Raw genomic sequence first — 17,196 nt, 5'->3', positions numbered from 1 at the left:
TTTCAACCGCCCGGCGCGAAGTTCTAGGTTTGTTTTACCTTGATGCGCGCATGCTCGTTGATGCCCATGGCGGCGAAGAACAGGGCCACCAGGCGATGCGCGTCAATGAACACCACTTGGCGGTTTTCGCCTTGGCGCGTCAACACCCAGTTGAGCAGATCGCCGGCGGCCATGAAGTCCAGGCGAATCAGCGTGCCGCACATCACGTTGACGAGGGTGGCACTGCCCAGCTCGTCGGTCATGGCCTGCAGCTGCGCGGAAATATCGCCACTGAGTTGGCCGCTGAGCTCCAGCTCGGTGGGAGGGCTCATCGGATTGAGCTCGCTGATTTGCGATTCCGCAAAGCTGCTGCTCATCTCGGTGGGCGTGATGCTGGTGCTGGGGCCTTGGATCGAATTGACGCCGCTGGCCAGGCGCACCCGGCAGGCGCTGCGCTCCCATGATGGGGGCGAGACTTCGTAGGTGACGCAGTAGTCGATCGCCACTTCGTCGAACTGATCGGGCCGATTCACCAGGCGCAGGGCTTCGAGCCGCAGCATCCACAGGGTCGGGTCGACCTGGGCATCCGCCACCGGCGACAAGCCGCTCAGCACTTGCAGGAAATGGTCGCCACCGATCCAGCGCATGTCCAGGGGCTGGCTGGCCCAGTTGCGGAACTGGTCGCGCAGCTGCAGGGCAGCGTCGGCATCCACCGCGCGCAAGGCGGACCAGTCCAAGACCCACGGCATGGGCATCAGCTGGGTGCGGGTTTTGAGCAGCTGCATGGCCTCGGCCGTCAGCACTTCGGGCGCGGCCCAGCTGACATTGCTGGCCTTGGCCATGGGCGCGCGCACCTTGCGGTGGGCTTCGGCCACCAGCTTGGGCATGGAGAACCATTGCGGCGCCGAGCGCCCGAAAATCTGTGCGAATTCCAGCGCCAGGGCCTCGAACTTGGCCTGGTTGCCGGTGGCGCGGTAGAGGTCAAACATGACCAGCCAGGTGTCGCTGTGCAGATTGCGCGCGCCGCCTGGGCGGATATAGGCCGCCAGCATCTGCTCGCAGCCCTCAAAGTCGGCATTGGCGAAGGCGATCACGGCCTCGTCCAACTCGGCGTCGTGGGCCAATTCCAGGCTGGCCAGGGGCGCAGCAGCGTCAGTCGCGGCGTCGGATGCGGCCTCCGCGAAGCTGAAGGTCAGCGGCATGTCCAGCGACATTTCCAGTGGCAGCAGATCGGGGAGGGCAGGCAAGGCCGCAGCTTCGGCTTCCGAAGGCGGTGACATGCCTGCACCCATCACCACGGCGGCAGGTGCGGGGCTGGTTTCTAGGCGCTCGCGCTCGTCGGCCGAGGCGAACTCGCTGACGCGGCTGGCTTCTGGGCTGTCAGGCTTCTCAATCGAGAAGCCTGCCGGTTCCGTCGGGGCGAAATTGACCGGCCGCGTGCTTTGCTCGTACAGGGCTTGGCGGCGGCTGGTGGTGAGGCCTTGATTGACGGTGGTGGCGAAGCTGTCGCCCACCATTTGCTGCTCAATTCGGTCGATCTTGGCCTTCACGCCCAGATCGATCCTGGAATTGACCTCGCTGCCGCGTTCCATCTCGTCGATGCGCGAGGAGGCGGCGCCCAGGGCGGCCAATTGCTCGGGGCTCAGGCCCTCGCGGCGGATACGGCGCAGCATGTCCAGCTCGCGCTTGCGCACGAAGTCGTTGCGGCGCTTGCGGTCGACCATGGCCCGCAACTCGGCTTTGGCGAGGTCAGCTTCGGGGTCGTCCTGGCGTGAATTGATCTCGGCCCAATCGGTCGTCGGGTTGGCCACAAAGCGCGCGACCTTGCGTAAAAAGCTCTCGCCGTCTTTCGGTTCTGTCATTCGCCGTGGACCAGGTTTGTGCAGCGCTCTTCAGCAAGGGTGGGGCCGGAGGCGGCCGGCCTGGGCTAGCCGGCTTGACCGGAGCCCGCGAGCACGGCCTGCTGGTTTTTGAGTGAAAAGGGTTTAATCCCCGAACATCTTTTGCTTCATCTCGCGGCGTTGCTGGGCTTCCAGCGACAGCGAGGCAGTCGGGCGGGCGATCAAACGGCCCAGGCCGATGGGCTCACCGGTTTCGTCGCAATAGCCGTATTCGCCGTTGTCCAGGCGAGCCAGCGACTGAATGATCTTCTTCAGCAGCTTGCGCTCGCGGTCGCGGGTGCGCAGCTCCAGGGCGTGCTCTTCCTCGATGGTGGCGCGGTCGGCCGGGTCGGGCACGATGGAGGTGTCTTCACGCAGATGCTCGGTGGTCTCGCCGGCATTCGACAGCACGCCATCTTTCAAGGCGGTCAGCTTGGTGCGGAAGAACTCGATCTGCTTGGGGCCCATGTACTCGGCCTCAGGCATGGCCAGCACTTCGGCGTCGGTTAGCTCAGCGCCGGACTTGGTTTTCCATGCGTTGACGAGTTTGGGGTCGGCCTTGGCCGCGGTGCGGGGACTTTCAATCACGGGTGAACTCATTTGTCGCGTTGGCGGCTTGGGTGGTGCAAATCGATCGGCGAAGCGGCTGCTGGCCGTTGGCGCCGGCGTGGGGTCCATCAGAGCAATGTCATCGGCACTGGCCGCGTCTATCTTGGCCGCAGTTTTGGCCTTGGCTGTCTTGACGGCGGGGCGTGCTCCGGGCTCGGCGGGGGCCGAGGTGGTCGGTTTTGGTGCCTGGGTCTTGCTCACGTTTCTCTCCTCGCTCTGACAGTCGTGGATGTCCTGTCAGGCTAGATATCAATCGGGACCAGCTTGTCTTAACTTGCGCGCTTCTTCAATTGAAGTCTGCATTTTGGGCGCCGCGGATTGTAGCCATGCTTCGCGGACGCCCGGTTTGTCAATTTGTAATGAATTTCCGCTTGATGTTTAGACCAAGCAGCCTTCCATGCCTTGCAGCAGGATTTCCTTGGGCAAATCAATGCCGATGAAAACCATTTTGCTCGCCTTTTTCTCGCCCGGCATCCATTTCGGGCCGAGGTCGGAACCCATCAGCTGGTGGACGCCCTGGAAGATCACTTTCTTGTCCGAGCCCTTCATGTAGAGCACGCCCTTGTAGCGCAGCATCTTGGGGCCGTAGACCTGCACGATGGCGCCCAGGAAGTCTTCCAGCTTGGCTGGGTTGAAGGCCCGATCCGAGCGGAACACGAAGGACTTCACGTCGTCTTCATGCGCATGGTGGTGCGGGTGGTCACAGTGCTCGCCATGCTCATGGTCGTGATCGTGGTGATCATGGTCGTGCGGCTCATCGACCTTGAGGAAGTCGGGGTCGATTTCCAGCTTGGCATTCAGGTTGAAGCCGCGCAGATCAAAGATCTGGTTCAGCGGCGCTTCGCCGAAATGGGCCTTGTGCACCGGGGCACGCGGGTTCATGTGCTTGATGCGGTGGGTCAGGGCGGCCACGCTGGCTTCGTCCACCAGGTCGCTCTTGCTGATGAAGATCTGGTCGGCGAAGCCGATCTGGCGGCGCGCTTCCTGGCGGTCATTGAGCTGATTCTCGGCGTGCTTGGCGTCGACCAGGGTCAGGATGGAGTCCAGCAGATAGCTCTCAGCGATCTCGTCATCCATGAAGAAGGTCTGCGCCACCGGGCCGGGGTCGGCCAGGCCGGTGGTTTCGATGATGACGCGGTCAAACTGCAATTCGCCCTTGCGGCGCTTGGCGGCCAGGTCGGACAAGGTGGTGCGCAGGTCTTCACGGATGGTGCAGCAGACGCAGCCGTTGTTCATCTGGATGATCTGCTCTTCGGAGTCGACCCGCAGGATGTCGGTGTCGATGGTTTCTTCACCGAACTCGTTTTCGATCACGGCGATCTTTTGGCCGTGGGCCTCGCTCAGCACGCGCTTGAGCAGCGTGGTTTTGCCCGAGCCGAGGAAGCCGGTGAGGATGGTGGCGGGGATGAGACCCTTGGTGCTGCTGTTCATGGCTGATCGCTCAATCTAGAAAATATGGGGCTGGCGCAAAACGGTCATGGTGGCGGTGTGAAACGCCCGTTCTTGGCAGTTTTGCGTGAGCCTTGAAATAAATGGCTGGCCGGAATATGGGGGCGTGCGACTGTGTTGCAAGGGCTTTGACAAGTCAATGGGTTATTCTCGGGGCCATCGCAACTACGACACACAGTTCCCAGTGTCTGAACCTCAGTCTAGTCGGCCCTCTCATCGAGGGGGCCAAAAAATGAAGCCGGAGCCGCGTGGTTTTCTGGTCCGCCTGCTGGAGTTTCTCCATCCCGGGCCCGATTCCAAAAGCGAGCTGATGGATACCTTGGCGGATGCCGAGAAGCGCGAGCTGATCGAGCCCGAGTCACGCCAAATGCTCGAAGGCGTGCTGCGCATGGCGGAGCTGAGTGCTGGCGATGTGCTCGTTGCCACCCCGCATATGGATCTGCTGGACATCGACGCACCTTACGACGAGTTGCTGGGTGTGGTCATCACCACCGGCCATTCGCGTTTCCCGGTGTTCCAGGACAGCCGCGACAACATCATCGGCATCTTGCTGGCCAAAGACCTACTGAAGGTGCAGCGCGCGCCCGAGTTGAATCTGCGCGCCCTGCTGCGGCCCACCGTCTTCGTGCCCGAGAGCAAGGGCCTGAACGAGTTGCTGCGCGATTTCCGCTCCAACCGCAGCCATCTGGCCATCGTGATCGACGAGTTCGGCAACACTGCCGGCCTGATCACCATCGAGGATGTGCTGGAAGAAATCGTCGGCGAAATCGAGGATGAATTCGACGACAAAGACGGTGACTCCAGCATTTACACCCTGGCCGACGGCAGCCACCGGGTGGCGGGGGACGCAGAAATTGCCGCCGTCAATGCCGCCTTCAGCATCCGCTTGCCGCTGGATGACTTCGACACCATCGGCGGGCTGGTCGCGCATGAGCATGGCCGCGTGCCGCGCCGGGGCGAGGCGGTGGAGCTGGGCGGCTTGCTGTTCAGCGTGATGCTGACCCGTGGCGGTTCGGTGCGCTGGTTCAAGGTCAGCCGTCTGCCCGACGAAGCGCATAGCTGATGGGCTTGAAAGGCCTGTCTTGGCCAGCCGCCGCGCTGCCAGCGCTGTTGCTGGGCCTGCTGCACACGGCCGCGTTCGCGCCCACTTACGCCTGGTGGGCGCAAATTCTGGCGCTTGCCGGCTTGGCCTGGCTGGCGCTGGACGCGCCGCCACGCCGTGCTGCGGTGCTGGGCCTGAGCTTTGGCCTGGGCTGGCTCAGCAGCGGCCTGTGGTGGCTGCACATCAGCATGCATCAGTTCGGCCACATTCCCTGGCTGCTGGCGGCCTTGGCCGTGTTGCTGCTGGCGCTGTTCCTGGCGAGCTATTACGCCGCGGCCCTCGCCCTGGCGGCTTGGTTGAGCCGGGGTTCGGGTTGGGGCTGGCGCATGGCAATCTGGTCGGCCTGCTGGGCCTTGGCCGAGTTGGCGCGCGCCACTTTCTTCGGCGGTTTCCCTTGGATTGCCAGCGGCTATGCGCACACGGCGGGGCCGCTGTCGGCCTGGGCGCCTTGGCTGGGTGTCTACGGCATTTCGGCGCTGGCGGCGCTGATGGCCTTCAGCTTGGTGGTGGCAGGCAAGAAGCAATGGCGCTTGGCGGTGCTGAGCTTGAATCTTGCCGCCTTCGGCCCCTTTTTGTTGCCGCATGACTTCACCGTCAGCACCGGCACGCTGAATGCCAGCTTGCTGCAGCCCAATGTGCCGCAAGATCAGAAATTTGATCAGGCCTTGATCGACGCCAATCTGGATCAACTGGCGCAGCAGATCGAATCCGCACGCGGCCAGGTGGTGATCACGCCGGAGTCGGTGGCGCCCGTGCCGGTGGCCTATCTGCAGGGCGAATATGTGCAGCGCCTGGACGCTGCCGCACGCCAGCGGCCGCTCTTGCTGGGCACGTTTTTGGGCGACGACGCTAGCGGCTACACCAACTCCTTGCTGGCGTTTGGTGGCGACCAGGCTTACGACTACGGCAAGCGCCATCTGCTGCCGTTTGGCGAGTTCATCCCCTACGGCTTCCACTGGTTCGTCAAGCTGATGGGCATCCCCATGGATGACCAGATGCGCGGCCAGCACCAGCAGGCCTTTGCGGTGGCCGGCCAGCGCCTGCGGCCCTTGATCTGCTACGAAGACTTGTTCGGCGAGGACTTTGTGGCCAGCATGAACGGGCCCGATGCGGCCACGGTGCTGGTCAACGTCAGCAATCTGGCCTGGTTCGGTACGCGCATGGTGCAAGACCAGCATCTGCAGTTCTCGCAAATGCGTGCGCTGGAGTTCCAGCGCCCCTTCATTCGCGCCACCAACACCGGCGCCACGGCGGCCCTGAACCATCGCGGCGAAGTGACGGCGCGCCTGGCGCCGGCCACGCGCGGCGTGCTGGAGGTGACGGTGGACGGCCGCAGCGGCAGCACGCCTTATGCCCGCTGGCTGCAGGCCTGGGGGCTGGCGCCCTTGTGGGCGGCTGTGGCCCTGGTCTTGCTGCCCGCAGCCTGGGCTCGACGCCGGGCCAAGCTGGCCTCGTAGAATCGCCCTCAGTCGGACGCGTCGGCCTGTGTCGCGCGGCCATCATCTTTTTGTCTTTTACCGGCCTTTGTGCCCTCAAGCCCATGCTGAGCTTCCAGCAAATCATTCTGACCCTGCAGGACTATTGGTCCAAACAGGGCTGCGCGCTCTTGCAGCCCTACGATATGGAAGTCGGCGCCGGCACCAGCCACACCGCCACGTTTTTGCGCGCCCTGGGCCCAGAGCCCTGGAAGGCCGCCTACGTTCAGCCCAGCCGCCGCCCCAAGGACGGCCGCTACGGCGAGAACCCCAACCGCCTGCAGCATTACTACCAGTACCAGGTCGTGCTCAAGCCGGCACCGGCCAATATCTTGGAGCTGTATCTGGGCTCGCTTGAAGCCCTGGGCTTCGATCTGAAGAAGAACGATGTGCGCTTCGTCGAGGACGATTGGGAAAACCCGACCCTGGGTTGCTGGGGCCTGGGCTGGGAGGTCTGGCTCAATGGCATGGAGGTGACGCAGTTCACTTACTTCCAGCAAGTCGGCGGGATTGATTGCAAGCCCATCACCGGCGAGATCACCTACGGCCTGGAGCGCCTGGCCATGTATCTGCAAGGCGTGGAGTCGGTCTACGACCTGGTCTATGTCGAAGGCAAGGACGGTGCGCCGGACATCAAGTACGGCGATGTGTTCCACCAGAACGAGGTCGAGCAATCGACCTATAACTTTGAGCACAGTGACGTCGACTTCCTGCTGACCGCTTTTGCTGCGCATGAGAAGCAAAGCAAGCATTTGATGGAGCAGGCCCTGGCCCTGCCGGCCTACGAGCAATTGCTCAAGGCCGGCCATAGCTTCAATCTGCTGGATGCGCGCGGTGCCATCAGCGTGACCGAGCGGGCTGCCTACATCGGCCGCATCCGCAATCTGGCCCGCGCCGTGGCGCAAAGCTATCTGGACAGCCGTGCCCGCCTGGGCTTCCCGATGGCGCCCAAGGCCTGGGGCGAGGAAGTCCTGGCCCAGATCGAGAACAAGAAGACGAAGGCAGCCTGAGCATGAGTGCCAATTCCAAGAACCTCCTGATTGAACTGTTTGTTGAAGAGCTGCCCCCCAAGGCGCTCAAGAAGCTGGGCGAGGCCTTCACCCAAGTGCTGGTGGACAGCCTCAAGGCCCAAGGCCTGGCTGCGGCCGACGCCGTGGCCACTTCGTTCGCCTCGCCGCGCCGCCTTGGCCTGCACCTGACGCATGTGGCCGCCAAGGCCGCCGACCGTGCCGTGCAGCAAAAGCTGATGCCGGTGAGCGTGGCTCTGGACAAAGACGGCCAGCCCACCCAAGCCCTGCTGAAACGCCTGGGCGGCATGGGCCTGGACGCCAGCGCCGTGGCTCAACTCAAGCGCGCACCCGATGGCAAGGCTGAGGCCTTGTTCCTGGACAGCATTCAGGCCGGCGCCACGCTGGCCGAAGGCGCGCAAAAAGCCTTGGACGAAGCGCTGGCCAAGCTGCCCATCCCCAAGGTGATGACTTATCAGCTGGCCGACGGCTGGAGCGATGTGAAGTTTGTGCGCCCCGCCCATGGCCTGGTGGCGCTGCACGGCAGCGAACTCGTGCCGCTGCAAGCCCTGGGCTTGACGGCCGGGCGCGAGACCCGCGGCCACCGCTTTGAGGCGCAGGTCGAGCGCATCACGGTCGAGAGCGCCGACAGCTACGCCACTCAGCTGCGCGAGCAGGGCGCCGTGATCGCCAGCTATGCCGAGCGCCGTGCCGAAATCGTGCGCCAGCTCAATGCGGCGGCAGCCGTCCAAGGCTTGAGCCCGATTGAGGACGAGGCCTTGCTGGACGAGGTGAATTCTTTGGTCGAGCGCCCCAATGTGCTGACTTGCGAGTTTGAGCCCGAGTTCCTGGCGGTGCCGCAGGAATGCCTGATTCTGACCATGAAGGCGAATCAGAAGTACTTCCCCCTGCTGGACGCCGCAGGCAAGCTGACGCATAAATTCCTGGTCGTTTCCAATATCAGCCCGGCCGACGCCTCGGCCGTGATCGGCGGCAATGAGCGGGTGGTGCGCCCACGTTTGTCGGACGCCAAATTCTTCTTCGACCAAGACCGCAAGAAGTCGCTGGCCGAGCGGGTGTCAGGTCTTGCCAAGGTGGTTTATCACGGCAAGCTGGGCACGCAGGGCGAGCGGGTTGAGCGCGTGCGCGCCATCGCCAAGGCGATTGCCGCCTTGTTGGGCGGGGCCGAGCTGAGCGCCCAAGTCGACCAAGCCGCTCATCTGGCCAAGGCCGATTTGCTGACCGATATGGTCGGCGAGTTTCCCGAACTGCAAGGCATCATGGGTGGCTACTACGCCCGCCACGATGGGCTGGGCGATGCGGTGGCCATGGCCATTGAAGACCATTACAAGCCGCGCTTCGCTGGCGACGCCCTGCCGCGCAATGAGGCCGGCCTGGTGGTGGCCATGGCCGACAAGCTGGAAACCCTGGTTGGCATGTTCGGCATTGGCCAGTTGCCCACCGGCGATAAAGACCCGTTTGCGCTGCGCCGCCATGCCCTGGGCCTGGTGCGCATGCTCAGCGAGCGCGCTGGCACGCTGAGCCTGGACGCGCTGATCGCTGCGGCCGTGCCGGCCTTCGGTGCGCTGATTCAGAATCCTGCCGCGCCCCTGTCTGACTTCATCTTCGACCGCCTCTCCGGCAGCCTGCGCGAGCAAGGCTACAGCGCCCAGGAAGTGGACGCCGTGCTGGCCCTGCGCCCGCAAAGCCTGGGTGATATCAGCCAGCGCCTGGCGGCGGTGCGTGCTTTTGCCGCCTTGCCCGAAGCGGCCGCGCTGGCTGCGGCCAATAAGCGCATCGGCAATATCTTGAAGAAGAGCGAAGAGCCGGTCACGGCCAGCATCAACCCGGCTTTGCTGCAAGAAGCGGCCGAGCAGGGCCTGGCTGCGGCGCTGGCCAAGGTCGGCCCGCAAGCCGATCAGCTGTTTACCCAGGGCGACTTCACCGCCTCCTTGAGCGCGCTGGCTTCCTTGCGTGGCCCGGTCGATGCCTTCTTCGACGGCGTGATGGTGAATGCCGAAGATGCCGCCCTGCGCGCCAACCGTCTGGGCTTGTTGAAGAGCCTGCACGAGGCGATGAACCGGGTGGCCGATCTGGCCCGCCTGGCGGTCTAAACCGAACCTTGAGCCAAGCCCATGCCGATTCGCTCCGACCACAACACCCACCACCATCCCGTCAAGCTGGTCATCCTGGGGCGTGACGGGACGATCAACCAGTACCGCGACGACCACGTCAAGTCGATCGAGGAATTGCAGCCCCTGCCAGGGGCGCTGGAGGCGGTGGCGCGGCTCAACCAGGCCGGCTGGCAGGTCGTGATGGCCACCAATCAGCCCGGCATTGGCCGCGGTTTGCTGGACATGGCTTCGCTCAATGCGATTCACATCCGCCTCAATCAAATGCTGGCGGAGAAGGGCGGGCGCTTATCCGCCGCCTTCTTCTGCCCGCATACGCCGGAAGAGGGCTGCGACTGTCGTAAGCCCCTGCCGGGACTGGTCCTGCAGATTGGCGAGCGCTTCGGCGTGGACCTGGCCACCGTGCATATGGTGGGCGCCAGCCTCGGTGATTTGCAAACCGCGCAGGCGGCGGGATGCATGCCGCATCTGGTGCGTAGCGAACGGCTGGGCAATCTGAGCGACGAGCAGTTCGCCGCTCTGGCCGCGCAAGTGCCCGGCACCAAGGTGCACGTCAATTTGAGTGCCTTTGCCGAAGGCCTGATCCAACAAGAACGCCGCAGCAAGGCCGATGCCCGCGGTGACCATGCAGCACAAGCCGATAGCGGCCCGGAGACCTGAGTTAATGCTTGCCACCCTTTTGTCCGCCCTGCGGTCCGCTCTGTTCCTGTTGTTCCTCATCGTCACGGTGATCCCTTGGGCCACCGCCGTCTTGTTGATTTCCATCTTCGCGCGCGGCAACACGGTCTACTGGGCCTGCGCGGGCTGGCTGCGTTTGTCGATCTACGGCGCGCGCTATATCTGCGGTGTGCAGTGGCGCATCCAGGGTGAGCACAACCTGCCCAGCGCCGCCGAAACCACCTCGGGCGTGGTGCTGCTTTCCAAGCATCAAAGCACCTGGGAGACTTTTGCCTACCCCGGCTTGATGACGCACCCGCTGGCCTATGTGTTCAAGCGCGAGTTGCTGTACGTGCCCTTTTTCGGCTGGGCCATGGCGCGCATGGACATGATCCACATTGACCGCAGCAAGCGCAGCCAGGCCTGGAGCAAAGTGGCCGAGCAGGGCAAGCGCCTGACGGCGATGGGCCACTGGGTCATCATGTTCCCGGAAGGCACCCGCATCGCGCGCGGCAAAAAGGGTGAGTACAAAACCGGCGGCACCCGTTTGGCCATCGAGGCCGGCGTGCCGGTGGTGCCCATCGCGGCCACGGCCGCGCGCTGCTGGCCTCGCAAGACCTTTTTGCTGCGCCCCGGCGTGGTGGACATCTCCATCGGCAAGCAAATCCCCTCGGCCGGCCGCGAGCCCGGCGAGATGATGCGCGAGGTGGAAACTTGGATCGAGGCCGAAATGCGCCGCCTTGATCCCGAGGCCTACGGCCCGGAGTCTGCAGACGCTGCAGGGCTTGCTAAGGCCGAAAAGGCAAAGGCCTGAGTGCAGGACAAGCGGCATGCGCAAGCGCCTCGCCCAACTCTTGCAGGATGCGCAGCTGTCCTTGTTCGGGCCTGAGGTCTTGAGCACGCCGGTGCCCGCTCCTGCTCCCGCTTCGGCCGCCCCGCACTTGCCCAACCCGCGTGCGCAGCGCGAGTTGCGCCTGGGCGAGCAGCGCGTGGCCTATGAGCTCAAGCGCGCGCGCCGGCGCAGCATCGGCTTTGTAGTTGGCTCCGAAGGCTTGCGGGTCAGCGCGCCGCGCTGGCTGCCGCAAGAAGACATTGAACGCGCCCTGGTGCAGAAGTCGGACTGGATTTTGCGCAAGCTGGTCGAGCAGCGCGAGCGCGCACGGCGCGTGGAAGCCGCGCGCATTGAGTGGCGCGACGGCGCCAGCCTGAACTTCCTTGGCACCCGCCTGACCCTGCGGCTGGGCGCGGCGCAAGCCGGTGTGAATCTGGATGAAGCGGCGCAGCTGCTGCATTTGCACCTGCCGGTCTTGAGTAGCGAAGACGAGGTGCGCGAGGCCGTGCAAGCCTGGCTGAAGCGGCGCGCGCGCGCGCTGTTTGAGCCGCGCTGCGCCTACTTCGCGGCGGCCTTGGGCGTGCAGATGACGTCACTGCGCCTGAGTTCGGCGCAAACCCGCTGGGGCAGCGCCAGTGCCGATGGTTCGATCCGCCTGAATTGGCGCTTGATCCACTTCAGCCCGGCCATCATCGACTATGTGGTGGCGCATGAGCTGGCGCATTTGCGCGAGATGAATCACAGCCCGCGCTTCTGGGCGGTGGTGGCCTCGGTCTTGCCCGACTTCGAGCGCGCACGCGCTCAGCTGCGCGAAGAATCCATCATTGCCGAGTAGGCATTGCGCTCATGTCGGGCCTGGCAAGGCCTGACCCCCGCCTCCATTTTTCCTCCAATTCCCCCCCTTTTGGGGGTGGTTGCCCCAGGGCGCGTTCGCGTGCAAACTGCGCGGCAACGCTGTCAACGCGCTGGAGAGACTTCACAAGCTGAAGTCATCGGAGGTGAGCAGGCCTTTGCAGTCAGGCCCTGCTTGCGGGAACGTCAAAGAAGAAGACTGCATGCCGCCGCTGGGGTTCACGCCTCAGCGGCGGCACTACTTCTGGGCTGCACTTTGCCATTCAGCTTTGTGCTGAAGGTTGGCGCCTCAGTTCGTGCTGAAACGGTAAATGCCATCCGCATCCAGGCGGCGCTGCAGACGGCCCTGCAACCACAAGGCATTCAAGTGCGCCGCCGACTCGCCCATGGCGAAGGTGGTCTGGTGCAGATCGAGCTTGCGCTTGAACAGCAAGTCCAGCAGTTCCGCCGCGTGGCAGGGCTTGGCGGCACAGGCCTGCATCACATCGGCCAGGCGCTCGTCGTGGTGCTCCAGCAATTGATCCACCCGGGCGTGCAGGCCGCTGAAGGGCTTGCCATGTGCGGGCAGCACCAAGGTGTCGGCCGGCAGCGTCAGCATCTGGCGGATCGAGTCGAGGTAGAGCGTCAGCGGGTCGGCCTCGGGCTCCACATCCACCACGCTGACATTGGTGGAGATGCGCGGCAGCACCATATCGCCGGAGATCAGCAGGCTCAAGTCCGGGCAATGCAGGCTGATGTGCTCGGGCGCGTGGCCGTAGCCGGTGATGCAATGCCAGTTGTGCCCGCCGATCTGGAACTGCAGGCCATTCATCAAGCGCCGGAAGCTGGCTGGCACGTTGGGCACCATGCTGGGGTAGTAGCTGCTGCGAGCGCGGATTTTGGCCAGCGACTCTTCATCGACCAAGCCATGGCTGGCGAAGAAGGCCGCCGCGCTGTGCCCGCCCATGCCCACGGTGGAGCCGCTGGCCAGCCGGGCCAAGTGGAAATCGGTCGCGCTGATCCACAAGCGGCATTGCCATTTCTCGGTCAGCCAGGCGGCCAGGCCGATGTGGTCGGGATGGAAGTGGGTGACGATGACGCGCAGCACCGGCAGGCCCGCCAGCTCATTGGCGAACACCTGTTCCCACAGCGCTTGCGTGGCGGGATTGGCAACGCCACAGTCGACGATGGTCCAGCCCGCTTGGCCGTCGATTTCATCGCGCAGCAGCCACAGATTGATGTGGTCCAGTGCAAAGGGCAGGCCCATGCGCAGCCAGCGCACGCCGGGCGCCAGCTCCAGGGTGGCACCAGGGGCGGGCAGGGCATCGCCCAAGGGGTAGTGCAGTTCGGACTCGCGGGAATTGGCCATGGTGGTCTTGTCTTGTCGCTGTTGGCTTGTTGTGCGGCAGGTAAACTGCCGTTGACGTTAACGTCAATGTCCACTCAGTTTAGCCAGCATCCCATGACTTCCAACGCAAACCCCGCCACCGCTGCATGTGTTGCTGAAGGTCAGGCGCGCTTATTCACCATCACCGAGCTGGCTGCTGAGTTCGACATCACCCCGCGCGCGATTCGTTTCTACGAAGACATGGGCCTGCTGGAGCCCACTCGCTCGGGCCGCAACCGGGTCTATTCGCACCGCGACCGCACCCGCCTCAAGCTGACGCTGCGCGGCAAGCGCCTGGGCCTGACCTTGCAGGAAATCAAGCAGCTGGTGGATATGTACGACGCCAAAACCGGCGCCGCCCCGCAGCTCAAGGCCTTTCTCGAAGTGCTGCGCCAGCACCGCCGCCAACTTGAGCAGCAGCTCGACGACATCGAAGTCACCCTGGCCGAGATCAGCCAGCATGAGCAGCGCTGTGAAAGCCTGCTTAAGGCCAGTCAGCCGGCCTGATTAGGCCTCTTCCAGCCTGGCTGCGCTGACTGACTGCAGCGCGGCCCACCAATCCTGTTCTTGCACCGGCTTGCAAAGCCAGCCGGCATCGGGCTGCGGCGGCAGGTGTCGGCTGCAGCACAGCGCGCGCATTTGCGTGTGGCGGCTGTGCAGTGCCGCCAGCGCCTGAACCGAGCCATCTGGCAAGCCATCGGGCTCTACGACCAGCAGATCCAGCGGCGCGTCGATTTGCATTGCCTCGTCCAGGTCGGCAGCCTGCAGGCAGTCGAAGCCGGCCAGGCTCAGGCGTTCGGCCAAGGCTTCGCGGGCGGTCTCGCAGGGGTCGAGCACCAGCGCGCACAAGCCCTCGCCGATGCTGATTTGGCGTAGCAGCGGCGGCCACAGCACTTCGTCTTCGGCCGCCAGCTGAAGGGGCAGGTCAAAGCTGAATTCGCTGCCAAGACCAAGCTGGCTGCGCACGCGGATGTCCCCGCCCATGGCCTGCACCATCTGGCGCGCGATGCTCAGGCCCAAGCCCAGCCCCGGCAGATGGGCGCTGGCGCTGGCGCGTACAAAGGGCTCGAACAGCCACGGCAGGTCTTCAGCCGCGATGCCGCTGCCTTGGTCGCTCACGCGCAGTTGCAGTCTCGCAGGTGCGTCGGGCTCGGTGCCGGCGTGCACGACGATGGCGCTGTCGCGGCTGAACTTGGCGGCGTTGGAGAGTAGGTTGAAAAGCACTTGCCGCAGGCGCTTGGCGTCCAGCTCAAGCACGGTGGGCAGATCTGCTGCCAGGCGCAATTCGATATGACAGCCGGCGCTGCGGGCCAGGCCCTGCGCTTGCTCCACTGTGTCGTGCAAGAGCCCGTGCAAATAGACCGGCGCGGGCAGGATCTCCAGCACGGCGCTGCTTTCCGGCGCTTTAGCGAAGCGCTGCAGCTCGTCGATCATGTCCAGCAGCAGCAGGCCGCTGCGCTCGATGGCGCGGCGGTCGGCATCAAACGCCTGGTCGGCCCGCATCTCACGCGCGACATGCACGACCGAGGCCAGGGGTGCGCGCAGATCGTGGCCGATATAGCCCAGCAGCCGGCCCTTGGCGGCATCGCTGGCCTGGGCGTGCCGGGTGGCTTGGGCCAGCGCCGTGGTGCGCGCCGCCACGGCAGCTTCCAGCCCGCGCTCATAGCGTTGGTGTTGCTTGTGAAAACGCTGCATCAAGGCGATCAACACCAGCAAACAGCCCAGCTCCATCATCAATGGCGGCGCGTAGTCGCTCAATAGTCCGTGGGGCCACAGGCCCAGCAGGCCCAGATAACGCGGCAGCATGCCCAGGGCCTGGGTACCCAGGGCCAGCAACCAGACCAAGGCCAGGCGCTGGCCCGCGCGAGCGGCTTGCACGCAGGCCAGCAGCAGACCCAGCAGCATGCAGCTGTTAAGCAGCGAATTGCTGATCGTGCCCAGGCGGTAGTCGCCAACCAGGCATACGCCAAGGGTGAGCAGGCCCAGCCAGGCGATCAGGTTCAGCCCGCGGTGCAGGCGGGCTTGGCGCCGGCGCAGGTGAAGCAGGCGGCGCACCGCCAGCCATTGGCACAGCACGGCAAGGCCGCCCAAGGTGGCCAGGCTGCGCGTGGCCCAGTCGGTAGCGTTGGGCCACAGAATCATGAAACTGGTGCCGCGCATGCCTGACTCATACAGAATGGCCAGCAGCATATGGGCGGCGATATAAATCGCGGCCGGCTCGCGCAGCACATGGGTGGTCATCACCGCCAGCAGCATCAGGAACAGGGAAACACCGACCAGAACTCCGTCCACCCAGAGGCCGCCAGGGAATCGAACTTGCAGGGCGTGCGGATCCCAAAGCGTTGCCTCCAGCGCCACTGAGCTGCGGCTGGCCACACGCAGCATCAAGGTCTGGGTCTGACCGGGCGCCAGTTGCACGATGAAGGCGCTTTCCCGCATCGCAAGCTCACGCTCGCCAAAGGGGTGGCTGGTGCCGGCGTGGCTGACTTGCCAATTGCCGTCGGCCTGCTGGCGATACAGCGCTACTTCCTCCAAGCGGGCCGGCTCGATCAGCAGATATCGGCTCAGGCTTTGGGTACCCGGGTTGTGCAGGCGCAGGCGCAGCCAAAACGCCGAGCCGCTATAGCCCGGATGCTTGTCTCCGCTCTGCATGGGTCGAAAGCCCTGGTGCTGCGCGTCTTGCGGGCCCAGGCGCGCGCTGGGGTCTACCCAAATCTGCAGATAGGGGAACAGTTGCAGCTGCTCCTGATCTTGCGCTTGCAGCTGCAAGATGGCTTGCGGCGCGGGCAGAGCCGCGCCAATGTTTGCTTGCTGTGCTTGAGCGTGGCCGTTGAAGAACGCCGCGACGAGGAGTAGGCCGAGCACTTGTGTGCGCACAAGCTTGCGCAGCAGGCTGCTCAACACTGATCAGCCTGTGGCGCCACCTTCTCATTCTCAGCATCCCCGCCAAGCGCGCTGGCTGGCCCCCCTTGCTCACGCAAGCCCTGGCGATAGGCCTGAGGGCTCATGCCTGTGCTCTCTCGAAACGAGGTGGCGAAATTGCCGGGGTTGCCAAAACCCACGGTGAAGGCGATCTCCTGCACCGACATGGCGGTGTCGGCCAGCAAGCGCTGCCCGGTGCTGACTCGCTCATCGCGGATAAATCCCGAGATGGTTTGCCCCAGATGCTCGCGGAACAGGGCCAGCAGGCGCTTTTCGTGCAGGCCCACTTGCCGAGCGATCTGGGCCACCGAGGGCGTCTCACTCAAATGCGCGCGAATGTACTGGGCAGCAGCCTGCACCAGCAGTTCGTCCGGGTTGCGGACGGGCGCCGTGGCGGCAGTCTCATCGACCGTGGGTTGGCGAATCTGCGCGGCCAAGCGCAGATGCACACGCACCCGAGCCAGCACTTCCTCGGGATGAAACGGCTTGCTGATGAAATCCACCGCGCCTAGCCCCAGCCCTTGGATGCGCCGTTCGGGGGAGTTGTGCGCGCTCAAGAACAGCACAGGAACGGCGCAAGTCAGCGGGTCAGCCTTGAGCAGGCGACACAGGGCGTAACCGTCCATATCCGGCAGGCCAATGTCCAGCAACACCAGATCGGGCTGCAAGGCCTGGGCTCGCTGCAGGCCGGTCTGCCCGTTGTGGGCCAGAGCAAGACGGAAGTCGGGTTGCAAAAGCTGGTTGAGCCAGCGCAGCTCCTCGGGCTTGTCGTCCACCAGCAGGATCAAAGGGGGCACCAGCGTCGAGCCCGATATGGGCGCCTGGGTGGTGTGCAGAGTATCGGGTGTGCTGGCCGTGCTGATGGTCTCGTACATAGGGGGCGAATTGTCGGGCATGAGGGCCACCCGAGTAGGCCCGCAAGCAGGCGGTCCGC

General features: G+C 64.4%; 14 protein-coding genes. 8 read left to right on the top strand and 6 right to left on the bottom strand.

Translation table 11 applies throughout. The features are described from left to right. Positions 1-23: 23 nt before the first annotated feature. From AT984_RS15875 to AT984_RS15860, 3 genes are all read right to left on the bottom strand, one after another. Positions 24-1,841: a hypothetical protein gene (locus AT984_RS15875; protein WP_058720930.1), complete on the bottom strand. Its 1,818-nt coding sequence runs from the start codon at positions 1,839-1,841 to the stop codon at positions 24-26. 123 nt (positions 1,842-1,964) lie between these two features. Beyond that, complete coding sequence (gene dksA / locus AT984_RS15870; RefSeq protein ID WP_231741438.1) at positions 1,965-2,669, bottom strand: RNA polymerase-binding protein DksA; 705 nt, start codon at positions 2,667-2,669, stop codon at positions 1,965-1,967. Positions 2,670-2,846: 177 nt separating this feature from the next. Continuing rightward, positions 2,847-3,899 (bottom strand): CobW family GTP-binding protein, encoded by a 1,053-nt coding sequence (locus AT984_RS15860; protein ID WP_058720927.1) that lies wholly within the window; start codon positions 3,897-3,899, stop codon positions 2,847-2,849. Between the two features lie 250 nt (positions 3,900-4,149). On the opposite strand from AT984_RS15860, the gene AT984_RS15855 reads away from it, so the two are divergent. The 7 genes from AT984_RS15855 (at position 4,150) to AT984_RS15825 (ending at position 11,957) form a co-directional block, all read left to right on the top strand. Beyond that, positions 4,150-4,980, top strand: coding sequence for an HlyC/CorC family transporter (locus tag AT984_RS15855; protein ID WP_058720926.1), 831 nt, complete (start codon positions 4,150-4,152; stop codon positions 4,978-4,980). Beyond that, a complete protein-coding gene (gene lnt / locus AT984_RS15850; protein ID WP_058720925.1) occupies positions 4,980-6,476 on the top strand; it encodes an apolipoprotein N-acyltransferase in 1,497 nt (498 codons plus the stop codon). The genes AT984_RS15855 and lnt overlap by 1 nt, the downstream gene beginning before the upstream one ends. An 83-nt stretch (positions 6,477-6,559) precedes the next feature. Further along, positions 6,560-7,504 carry a glycine--tRNA ligase subunit alpha gene (glyQ, locus tag AT984_RS15845; RefSeq protein WP_058720924.1) on the top strand — a complete coding sequence of 315 codons (945 nt, stop codon included), beginning with the start codon at positions 6,560-6,562 and terminating at the stop codon, positions 7,502-7,504. 2 nt (positions 7,505-7,506) lie between these two features. Continuing rightward, a complete protein-coding gene (glyS, locus tag AT984_RS15840; RefSeq protein ID WP_058720923.1) occupies positions 7,507-9,615 on the top strand; it encodes a glycine--tRNA ligase subunit beta in 2,109 nt (702 codons plus the stop codon). A gap of 21 nt (positions 9,616-9,636) precedes the next feature. Next, the gene (gene gmhB, locus AT984_RS15835) at positions 9,637-10,293 is read left to right on the top strand and encodes a D-glycero-beta-D-manno-heptose 1,7-bisphosphate 7-phosphatase (RefSeq protein WP_058720922.1); all 657 of its coding nucleotides are present in this window, start codon (positions 9,637-9,639) and stop codon (positions 10,291-10,293) included. A 4-nt stretch (positions 10,294-10,297) separates the two neighbouring features. Continuing rightward, on the top strand, positions 10,298-11,104 hold the full coding sequence (locus AT984_RS15830) for a lysophospholipid acyltransferase family protein (RefSeq protein ID WP_058720921.1): 807 nt from the start codon (positions 10,298-10,300) through the stop codon (positions 11,102-11,104). Between the two features lie 16 nt (positions 11,105-11,120). After that, entirely contained in the window at positions 11,121-11,957 is an 837-nt protein-coding gene (locus AT984_RS15825) for a M48 family metallopeptidase (RefSeq protein WP_058720920.1), read from the top strand. A 306-nt stretch (positions 11,958-12,263) separates the two neighbouring features. Here the strand turns inward: AT984_RS15825 and AT984_RS15820 are convergent, their stop codons facing one another. Next, positions 12,264-13,322, bottom strand: a complete 1,059-nt coding sequence (locus AT984_RS15820; RefSeq protein ID WP_058720919.1) for an MBL fold metallo-hydrolase — start codon at positions 13,320-13,322, stop codon at positions 12,264-12,266. A gap of 93 nt (positions 13,323-13,415) precedes the next feature. Between AT984_RS15820 and AT984_RS15815 the strand changes: the two genes are divergently transcribed. Beyond that, positions 13,416-13,847 carry a MerR family transcriptional regulator gene (locus AT984_RS15815; protein WP_058720918.1) on the top strand — a complete coding sequence of 144 codons (432 nt, stop codon included), beginning with the start codon at positions 13,416-13,418 and terminating at the stop codon, positions 13,845-13,847. Here AT984_RS15815 and AT984_RS15810 read toward each other — a convergent pair whose 3' ends face one another. Further along, positions 13,848-16,244 (bottom strand): sensor histidine kinase, encoded by a 2,397-nt coding sequence (locus AT984_RS15810; RefSeq protein ID WP_082680080.1) that lies wholly within the window; start codon positions 16,242-16,244, stop codon positions 13,848-13,850. It lies immediately after the preceding gene. After that, the gene (locus AT984_RS15805) at positions 16,238-17,137 is read right to left on the bottom strand and encodes a response regulator transcription factor (RefSeq protein ID WP_058720916.1); all 900 of its coding nucleotides are present in this window, start codon (positions 17,135-17,137) and stop codon (positions 16,238-16,240) included. Before AT984_RS15805 ends, AT984_RS15810 begins: the two co-directional genes overlap by 7 nt. Positions 17,138-17,196 lie beyond the last annotated feature (59 nt).

The organism is Paucibacter sp. KCTC 42545 (assembly GCF_001477625.1).
Taxonomy (GTDB): Bacteria; Pseudomonadota; Gammaproteobacteria; order Burkholderiales; family Burkholderiaceae_C; genus Paucibacter_A.
This window is presented reverse-complemented; position numbering and strand designations above follow the sequence as displayed.

Coding starts and splice junctions, on each gene's coding strand:
- AT984_RS15860 (WP_058720927.1), bottom strand. CDS start 3,899: ATGAACAGCAGCACCAAGGGTCTCATCCCCGCCACCATCCTCACCGGC.
- gmhB (WP_058720922.1), top strand. CDS start 9,637: ATGCCGATTCGCTCCGACCACAACACCCACCACCATCCCGTCAAGCTG.
- glyS (WP_058720923.1), top strand. CDS start 7,507: ATGAGTGCCAATTCCAAGAACCTCCTGATTGAACTGTTTGTTGAAGAG.
- glyQ (WP_058720924.1), top strand. CDS start 6,560: ATGCTGAGCTTCCAGCAAATCATTCTGACCCTGCAGGACTATTGGTCC.
- AT984_RS15815 (WP_058720918.1), top strand. CDS start 13,416: ATGACTTCCAACGCAAACCCCGCCACCGCTGCATGTGTTGCTGAAGGT.
- lnt (WP_058720925.1), top strand. CDS start 4,980: ATGGGCTTGAAAGGCCTGTCTTGGCCAGCCGCCGCGCTGCCAGCGCTG.
- AT984_RS15875 (WP_058720930.1), bottom strand. CDS start 1,841: ATGACAGAACCGAAAGACGGCGAGAGCTTTTTACGCAAGGTCGCGCGC.
- AT984_RS15820 (WP_058720919.1), bottom strand. CDS start 13,322: ATGGCCAATTCCCGCGAGTCCGAACTGCACTACCCCTTGGGCGATGCC.
- AT984_RS15805 (WP_058720916.1), bottom strand. CDS start 17,137: ATGTACGAGACCATCAGCACGGCCAGCACACCCGATACTCTGCACACC.
- AT984_RS15825 (WP_058720920.1), top strand. CDS start 11,121: ATGCGCAAGCGCCTCGCCCAACTCTTGCAGGATGCGCAGCTGTCCTTG.
- AT984_RS15855 (WP_058720926.1), top strand. CDS start 4,150: ATGAAGCCGGAGCCGCGTGGTTTTCTGGTCCGCCTGCTGGAGTTTCTC.
- AT984_RS15830 (WP_058720921.1), top strand. CDS start 10,298: ATGCTTGCCACCCTTTTGTCCGCCCTGCGGTCCGCTCTGTTCCTGTTG.